This window comes from Pseudomonas sp. EA_65y_Pfl1_P113 (assembly GCF_963970525.1).
GTDB lineage: Bacteria > Pseudomonadota > Gammaproteobacteria > Pseudomonadales > Pseudomonadaceae > Aquipseudomonas > Aquipseudomonas tritici.
Genome location: NZ_CAXAQM010000062.1, coordinates 1 through 8616 on the forward strand (window position 1 = coordinate 1; position 8616 = coordinate 8616).

Below are 8616 nucleotides of genomic sequence, written 5' to 3' on the forward strand. Positions count from 1 at the left end.
ATTTTCAATTAAACATAAATATTTTTTAACTTTTATTATTAAAAAACCCCCCAAAAAAATTGTAAAACGTCCCCCCCCCCCCCCTACAGTTATAGTCGATACCATACAAGGAAAAGTCCGTGAGTAATATATCAAGATGCTCTATCAGACGTTTAGCAAACCACTCCTGCGCCACCTTGCCGTCGAACATGACAAAAGGCATAAGGGGACATTACATTAATCTCAAGATTTTATTTTTTGCCATATTCGCACTTCTATCATCCTGTACAGCATTTAATAGCCAAGGACTAGAGGGTGTATATTACCTACAGGACAGCCATCCACTAGCGGTACAATTACTGCTTCGAAAGGACGGTACCTTTATTGCGGAAGTAGCGGTAGCAGGCGTAGGGGTAAAAGACAGCGCTGAAGGAGTCTGGGACGTGGAAGGCAATACCCTGATATTGAAAGATCCGCCATCTGCTCAAGCCGCTTCAAAACTCGTCTTCGAGGCTAGATATGAGCGTACGCATGCCGAGCTTGAGAAAATCCTCCAATACAACAACAAAGGCGATTACGATCTAGCGCGTAAAAATTACGTTTTGGATTTGAAGTACGCAAGATACTCACAACAGCCAGACATCCAGCCTCTATACGTTTATTTTCAGTTCTCCGAAGGGCCAATAAAAAAACAGCTATTTTCACCAAAGAGTACTACAGATATTTTGCTGCCCTACGACTCCAAAAAAACACTAGAAAAAATAGGCTTCAGCTCAGCCTCCAGTTTAGAGGCAACTCAATGGATAGATATTTTACCAACAAGCAGGATGGTTCTTGTCAGCTTAACGAAAAAAAATAAAGAAGCAATATCATTTAAAATTACAGATGAAACCGATCTCGCTGAAGCTCAATCATACACTAATGATGAGGAGATATTAAAATTCAGACAGAATAATTACGAAATCACATTGTATTATGATAACACCATAACTCCGCCACCAATAAAGCCGGTTGATATATTTTGGCAGTTTCAGGACGGCTCTGTTCAACAGCAGATTTGGGTGGATTCGAATCAATCAAGACTGGCGTTTCCTTATACCGGGATGCTAACACTTAAAAAAATCGGAATGCGGATGCGTGAAGAAACGTCCGATATTCAATGGTTTGATATTACTTCATCAGGTAGGATGCTGTATTTTAGCTGGAAAGAAATATCTGATTATCCTCCAGAGGGATTGGCAACTAGCTTTCACGATATGCAACTGACGATTGAGCCTGAGTGCCTAAAGCTGTCCGAAGACGACAGCCATGTGTGCTTTCGTCGTAAATGATAGGTATCACAAGACCCCATCCCGATGCCTAAAAGCGCAACCATGAACGTGAGTTTAGCGGACTCAGAACTGAAATCTGACAAGATGCAAATAGCGCATGATCGTCTGGTCAGTTGCATGGCAAAGCAAGCGAGAATGAGGTCTACGGCCAGGTCGCAACCTACCTAGAATCGCTGACAGAAAACCTGACACACTGGAAAGCACATCCCGAAAACACTACAAGTGAGCAACGGGCAATGGCCCGCCGTCAATGCTTTTCGATGACGAGGCCATTGCCGCCTACTGGAAGGGCGCGAGCCGGGCAACGTTCGAACTTGATTCGTACTCTTCGTGAGCTTGCACAGGTTATGAGTTGGTCAACAAGACGCTGCTCGCTACAGATGGGCAAGCATCCCATACGCTCTTATTTCGGAGCGTTATCTATGGACAAAAGAAGCATTTTGCACAAGAAAATATTGATATCCATGGACGAATGATGCACCGCTGAAACCTTGTGTGACAGTGACCTATAGGGTGTCCATAGACAGCAACCTTACCCTTACATTGACGAGGCGTTCGCCGACCTGACTGGGATCGGTGAGCTGGATGCCTTAGGCAGGCAGATTCGCGCTCAGGTACTTCGCTGCACCGGCATTCCTGTCGGTGTTGGCATCGCTCATACGAAGACTCTGGCGAAGCTGGCAAACCACACCGCGAAACGCCTGCAGGCCCAAACCGGTGGGGTGGTCAACATCACCGATTCGGTTAAGCGTGACTGGGTGCTACGCAATACGGACGTGGCTGAGGTGTGGGGCGTCGGCCGCAAGATGAAACTCCATCTTGATGCCATGGGTATCAAGTCGGCTATGGACCTGGCTAAGGCCGATCCGTGGACGCTCCGTAAGAAGTTCAGCATTGTCATTGAGAAGACAGCCAGGGAGTTGGACGGCACGCCTTGCCTGGAGCTGGATGAGCCAGATCCGCCAAAGCAGGAGATCTGCTGTAGCCGCATGTTCGGCAAGAGGCTGACGGAGCTGCCGTCCATCAAAGAGGCGGTGGCTACCTACATGATGCGTGCCTCTGAGAAACTCCGTGCTCAAAACTCGCTGTGTAAGAAGGTGCGCGTGTGCATCCGCACTGGGATGTTCAAGCCAGAGGAGGCGAAGTATGCCAATGGCGTGGTGGTGGATATGCCGTATCCCACTGATGACGTCCGGCTGCTAACGCAGGCAGCAGTGGGGGCGCTTGATCGGATATTTAAGCCTGGCTTCAAGTACAGCAAGGCAGAGGTGATGTTGCTCAACCTGTGTCAGCCAGGTGAGTATACCGACGACCTATTTGCAGTGTCGCAGTCGACTAATGCAACTCGGGCAATGACGGTGCTGGACCAGATTAACCAACGATGGGGTAGGGGGACTTTACGATCAGGTAGTGTCCCATCTACTCCAGTTTGGGGGATGCGTCGCGAGCTCATGAGTCGAAGCTACACGACAAAGCTCGATCAGCTTTGGTCAGTAGCCTGCAAGTAAAGTCCGCTCTCGGCCAAAAGGAGCCAGTCGGATGCCCCCAGGAAATCAGGGGCGATTCACTTCGTCGAATTATTCGCAACCCGCCTTCATGACGAACTTTCACCCGTTGAACTGCCGTCGCGTGTAACTCCATGAGAGTTTCCCGCGTCACATCAGCGTTGCAGCGCCCACCGCTCTGCGTTCCGAGGCTCCCTGATTTGGGATGCCAAGAACAGAGCACAGCAACCCGTCCGCTGCTCCTCGAGTAACGGCGGTTAAGTCATGGTGGGATTTCAAGCGCAAAAAATGGCGTTGTTTAGAGCCTATTAAATGCGCACGACACACTATTGGATAGTTAGACATCAAGGAGCTACACATGGGTTTTCTCACAGGCAAACGCGTTCTGATCGTCGGTGTAGCCAGTAAACTGTCAATAGCCTCCGGTATCGCGTCAGCCATGCATCGCGAGGGCGCCGAGCTTGCCTTCACCTACCAGAATGAAAAACTCAGAAGTCGAGTGGAAGAGTTCGCGACTGAATGGGGTTCAAGCCCTGAGCTGTGCTTCCCCTGCGATGTCGCCAGCGATGAGGACATCGCTGGCGTGTTTGAAAAGCTGGGACTGCAATGGGATGCACTGGATTGCATCGTCCATTCTGTAGGTTTCGCGCCAGGTGACCAACTGGATGGAGACTTCACAGAGGTCACAACACGTGACGGCTTCCGAATCGCCCACGACATCAGCGCATACAGTTTCGTAGCCTTGGCGAAAGCCGGTCGCTCAATGATGCAGGGCCGTAACGGTAGTCTCCTGACTTTGTCCTACTTGGGCGCAGAGCGAACTATGCCGAACTACAACGTCATGGGTATGGCCAAGGCTAGCCTGGAGGCAGGTGTGCGCTATCTGGCGGGTAGTCTTGGTCCGGATGGTACTCGGGTCAACGCAGTGTCGGCAGGCCCCATTCGTACCCTTGCAGCCACCGGTATAAAGAACTTCCGCAAGATGCTGGCAGCCAACGAAGCGCAAACTCCATTGCGCCGGAATGTGACTATCGAAGAGGTAGGCAATGCTGGTGCCTTCCTTTGCTCCGACCTGGCATCTGGTATCAGCGGTGAAATCTTGTACGTGGACGGCGGTTTCAATACGACCGCTATGGGGAATGTAGACGATTAATCCAGCAGGGCGCCGTGGGGTGTTAGCGGATGTTGGTTTGATTGCTGTGCTTGAAATGGGCAGCAATCGGCCATAGGCAGACGCTCAGCGATGGGGGCTGAACGATGTCTCCGCCCCCATCAGGAGCTTGAGAAAGCTTTCAGCCTCTGAACGGTTCTGGAACATTAAAGTGAAGGTGCCCAGTGTAAGCAAGCAACAAAGGGGAGATTCGATTTCTTCGAAAACGATTTTCACAGACGTCCTCCAGTCAAATCTTAACTAAGTAGTTACAGGAAGTAGCGGTTTGACCTGCCTTCCATCCTGAAACACCCGATCCTTACCATCATGCTTGGCTTTATACATATTGCTGTCGGCGCATTTGAGCACTGCTGACATGTCCGATGTCGCTCGGAACTGCGCGACGCCCGCGCTGCAAGTGAATTGATGCGGAGGCAATACACTGCAACGGATGTTGGCCAGCAGGCGCAACGCGTATTCATTAGCAACAGCATCATCTTCGCCCAACAACAAGACACCGAATTCCTCACCACCAATCCGCCCGACACTGTGGCTGCCAGGGGTGGATTTCAGGCACGCGGCCATTGCACACAAAATCTTGTCACCTACATCGTGACCGTACTGATCGTTTTTTAATTTAAACCCGTCAATGTCCAACATTATAAAGTAGCCGCTGTGACCTTCTGCCAATGCATTTTGGAAGATCCCCATAAACGCCCGTCGGTTAAGTAAGGAGGTGAGAAAATCTGTCTCTGCCAATGTCCTGAATTCACTTTCGACCAACAACACTGACTGCATGTTTCTTAGATAGGTAAAGCTGAGAGTGAAACCGATGGACACGGAAGCAACGCAAAAAAAGACCAGATAAACTTCCAGTTCCCGGTAAAACCCAACGTCCAAAGTGGGCCACATCAGTATCCAGACCAGCAGTGTAGACAGAAGATAGTCCTGAACCGTGACGAATAAGATAGCACTGCTTACCACGATGATCACAGCTAGGGGCAGCGTAAAGACGCGCAGCTGCACATTGGTGTCAATCACATGCGAAAAGCCGAGTGACAAAACCAATATATAGACGCCGCCGAGCATTCTCCATATGCGGAAATCAGCAACTACGCGATGAACGTACCAAATAACCAACAACGATGCTGTAACCAACAGGTTTGGCAGCTTTAACGTTGTCGCAGGCTCAACCAGCAACACACAAAGCCAGGAAACAATTCCCGCCATTTCAATCTTGGTTACCGCTGGTGACAGCAGCGTTCGCATTCTTGGTCTGATTTTGAAAATCGCCGGCATCCCTAAACTCCTTTTCCGAAACGACCTGAATGTGATGTCAACGCCTGGGCATACCTGATCAATGAATTAAGTGTGTTTCAGCATCCAAACGCCTGTTATCAATCAGAAAAACTGCACGCAAAAACTTCCATATTGCTTTCACCATAGGAGGAGGCGTTACCGCGACGCAGATAGAGCGTTCAATGCAGATCGCTGGTGACTCTACCAATGGCTTTCACTACTTGCTTTGCGCCTGACTGTATAGCCGCCATCGCCATACCTGCCTGTTCGGACAACTCCAATAAAACGTCGGCTTGGTCTCTGCTGCACTGGACATGCAACGCGGCTTCGCCGGCCAATTCTCGATTTTGCCTGACCACGCCGTTAATCTCCTGCGTGGCCACACTGGTACGGCCGGCGAGCTTGCGCACTTCATCCGCCACGACAGCGAATCCCCGCCCATGCACTCCAGCGCGTGCAGCTTCGATAGCGGCGTTAAGCGCCAAGAGATTTGTCTGGGTGGCAATGGCGCCGATCGTGTCGACGATGGAACCGATCAACTGCGACTGCGATTCCAGCGCGGTCATGCTATCGGTCACCAAGGCCATCTGTTGGGCAATATTCTGTGTGCCGAGCACGGAGTCGGCGACCAGTTCCATACCTCGGTTAGCTTTCACATCGGCATCTAGCGACACGTCGTAAGCCATGGTCGCTGCTTGTTTGATTCCGTCGGCTTTTTCAACTTGCTCGGTCACTACGCTGGCGAATTTGGCAATTTTATAAACCCGGCCGGAAGCATCTCTGATGGGATTGTAAGTAGCCTCCAGCCAAACCACTTTTCCGCTTTTATCTACCCGGCGAAAGCGACCAGCGTTAAACACGCCCTTGTTCAGACGCTTCCAGAACTCGGTGTAATGCGCCGACGCCACGTCCTCCGCCAGGCAGAACAGGCGGTGATGCTTGCCCTGTATCTCCGCAAGACTGTAACCCATGGCCTGGACGAACGATTCGTTGGCGTAAACGACCTCACCCGTGAGACTGAACTGGATGATCGCCATCGAGCGGTTCAGTGCGCTGAACATTTCGATGGCCTCCTGTTCGTCCCGCTCCAGCGGTGGTGCAACCATGCCGTAGCCTTGAAACGTCCGGTTCGCTGCAGCGATCCAGGCTATATTAAGTGTCACAGTACGGCCGTCGGAGGCACGATAGCGTTGCCGTTCGATGGCGCACAGGTTGGGTGCAAAATCATTCTGCAGTTCCGCGTTGATGTTACTCATTGCCATATTTGAAAGCTGTTCCAGCGAGTATCCCAGCGTTTGCGCAAATCGCTGGTTGGCCGAGATAATCTGGCCATCTCCATTGACACGTACTGAAAGAAAAACCGCTTCGATGTCGGCGACTGTCCCGAGCGCCAGGCACAATTCCTCTTGGCAGGTAAAAAGAGCATTCTTCAACTGGCGATTAAACACGCTGAACTCCGGCATAAACAATTACAACAAAAAGGACAGTGATTAAATCGCTCCCCAAAAGGACGATCGAATAACAAGCGAACTCATCGCGCTAACGCCCACAAACACTGCAAATACCACCAGGCTCGTTTTCTACTTCGCTCTCATCAACTCCCAACTCCATGCTGACACGTGCAATTGCAAAGTAGATTGACATGGCCCGCCGTATCAATTCGAGAAAGGCCGGACTTAACTCCACTAAACGTTTGTCGCATTTGAAATAGCCCAGTAATTGGCCTTCTTTGATCATGCGCTGCATATGCGTTTTGGACACGCCCAGACGCGATGAAAGCTCAACGTAAGAGGATACGTTGTAGCCGGTCTCTAACGAGCCGGTGCGCAGGGCATCAGCATAGAGTGCGAGCATCGGCAGATGACCGCCGTCCCGGTTGAGAATCCATTTCGCTTCAGGCAACAGCTTGTCGAGCAGGAAGTCACCTTCAAGTATCTTGGCAAACCCTCGAAAATATACGCGCGATAGATCAGCATTCTGCCCCAAACCCGATAACCAGCTGTCGTATGGAGAGAGCATTTGCGAAGGCATCAAATACGATTTGATTAGTTGCACGGTACTGCTTAGCGCTTTTTCCGTAGGTCGGAAACTGCGTTGACGTCCATCCTGGTCATGTAGCCGAACATCCAGATATCCGGCGATGGACAAGAATGAGCAATAAGAGTCCAGGCTGTTTCGAGACATATAGCCACGTTCTTGGCAAAATGCCTTTACTTTGGATAAAGGAGCTTTCTCGTCTTTGTAGCTGAAGCTCAATAAAGACAGGGCCACCATGAACCGGTCATATTTCCACAAATTTTTATAAAATGAAGGCTTTTCTCGATAGCTTTCCATGACCAAATCGAAATGCAGTAGAACAGCTTCATCTATATTGCCCCTGGTCATTTCGGAACTGGTCTCTTTCAAATACTCAAGCAGATCAGTCTTGTTCATCGAAGTTACACAACCCTTAATCGGTAATATCAAACAGCTACCAGTCGCAATACGCAGAGTATATGCGTATTCGAACCGCTGGCAGGTTCACCCCAAAAATGTTTTATGACCTGACGCGCTTCGATCACCGCTTATCCGAGTGTGTCTGATCGATGCCCAGCTGCCTAAAGATGCGCGGCGTGCATAAATCCCTTCGACCAATAGCAGCCATCAACGCGTCACTATAATTCCCGCCCGCCCTTGCATCATGATGCTCGCCACGATCCCCTCGTGGCACCGAACTATAGTTGCAGGATCTAACCCATCTTGGAGTGGGCCAGCGTGAATTCATCGCCCAGGATCCCGACGGTTATCTCATCAGGTTGGTAGAGCGGTTGGGTGAGAAGCCGATTTGCTCAATCTGAATTTGAATCTGAGTCAAGCCGATAGTCAGATTTGGGGTTAAGCGGACGTAGTTCAACGTCCGTTAATGGCCGTTAGCTGCCCCCCGATGAGGGCAGCTATGGGTCGGAAATAGCCCTGTGCGAACGGCTGCTCCCGTCGATAAGCGGTCAATCATTTCCCGCGGTTACCGACCCCATGCTGTTGGTGGGCAGGAGCTGCCGGCCAGATGAGTCCGTTCAGCATTTACCGATCTACGGGTGGATCAGAATCCGCAAGCCTTGCAATTTCTTATGGCAATTTGCCCATCTTATATAGATAATGCATCTGCGAATCATTATTAATAACGTAACAAGTCACCCTCCCTCGCAGGTACTTAACCCCATGTTGTTTCCATCTCGCCCTACGCTGCTCTGTAGTGGTCAACTAATTCCGGACACCTCGATAGGTGGTTTCGACGCCATTGCCCGTTCGTAAACGGTCGGTGGCAGATATCCCAGTTTTGAGTGCAGCCGCTCGTTGTTGTAAAACCCAACGA

5 protein-coding genes and 3 pseudogenes are annotated in these 8616 nt (G+C 50.4%); 4 read left to right on the forward strand and 4 right to left on the reverse strand.

What is annotated here, in order from left to right; all coding sequences use genetic code 11:
• Window positions 1–119: 119 nt before the first annotated feature.
• The 3 genes and pseudogenes from AACY52_RS27905 to fabI all read left to right on the forward strand — a co-directional run bounded on the left by AACY52_RS27905 (window position 120) and on the right by fabI (window position 3968).
• Window positions 120–1310, forward strand: a complete 1191-nt coding sequence (locus tag AACY52_RS27905; RefSeq protein WP_339561030.1) for a hypothetical protein — start codon at window positions 120–122, stop codon at window positions 1308–1310.
• A 542-nt stretch (window positions 1311–1852) separates the two neighbouring features.
• Window positions 1853–2818: pseudogene (locus AACY52_RS27910) on the forward strand (DUF4113 domain-containing protein); the annotation flags it as partial.
• Between the two features lie 355 nt (window positions 2819–3173).
• Window positions 3174–3968, forward strand: coding sequence for an enoyl-ACP reductase FabI (fabI, locus tag AACY52_RS27915; protein ID WP_057014706.1), 795 nt, complete (start codon window positions 3174–3176; stop codon window positions 3966–3968).
• A gap of 258 nt (window positions 3969–4226) precedes the next feature.
• Here the strand turns inward: fabI and AACY52_RS27920 are convergent, their stop codons facing one another.
• From AACY52_RS27920 to AACY52_RS27930, 4 genes and pseudogenes are all read right to left on the reverse strand, one after another.
• Complete coding sequence (locus AACY52_RS27920; RefSeq protein ID WP_339437743.1) at window positions 4227–5264, reverse strand: GGDEF domain-containing protein; 1038 nt, start codon at window positions 5262–5264, stop codon at window positions 4227–4229.
• A gap of 179 nt (window positions 5265–5443) precedes the next feature.
• Window positions 5444–5950 (reverse strand): methyl-accepting chemotaxis protein, encoded by a 507-nt coding sequence (locus tag AACY52_RS32405; RefSeq protein WP_370467935.1) that lies wholly within the window; start codon window positions 5948–5950, stop codon window positions 5444–5446.
• A 45-nt stretch (window positions 5951–5995) separates the two neighbouring features.
• Window positions 5996–6727: pseudogene (locus tag AACY52_RS32410) on the reverse strand (PAS domain-containing protein); the annotation flags it as partial.
• A 76-nt stretch (window positions 6728–6803) separates the two neighbouring features.
• Window positions 6804–7697 carry a hypothetical protein gene (locus AACY52_RS27930; protein ID WP_339437744.1) on the reverse strand — a complete coding sequence of 298 codons (894 nt, stop codon included), beginning with the start codon at window positions 7695–7697 and terminating at the stop codon, window positions 6804–6806.
• 311 nt (window positions 7698–8008) lie between these two features.
• On the opposite strand from AACY52_RS27930, the pseudogene AACY52_RS27935 reads away from it, so the two are divergent.
• Window positions 8009–8101, forward strand: a pseudogene (locus AACY52_RS27935) (VOC family protein); the annotation flags it as partial.
• Window positions 8102–8616: the final 515 nt, after the last annotated feature.

Excerpts from the sequence above, each read along its gene's own strand:
- fabI (WP_057014706.1), top strand. The coding sequence starts at position 3,174 with ATGGGTTTTCTCACAGGCAAACGCGTTCTGATCGTCGGTGTAGCCAGT.
- AACY52_RS27920 (WP_339437743.1), bottom strand. The coding sequence starts at position 5,264 with ATGCCGGCGATTTTCAAAATCAGACCAAGAATGCGAACGCTGCTGTCA.
- AACY52_RS32405 (WP_370467935.1), bottom strand. The coding sequence starts at position 5,950 with ATGGCTTACGACGTGTCGCTAGATGCCGATGTGAAAGCTAACCGAGGT.
- AACY52_RS27930 (WP_339437744.1), bottom strand. The coding sequence starts at position 7,697 with ATGAACAAGACTGATCTGCTTGAGTATTTGAAAGAGACCAGTTCCGAA.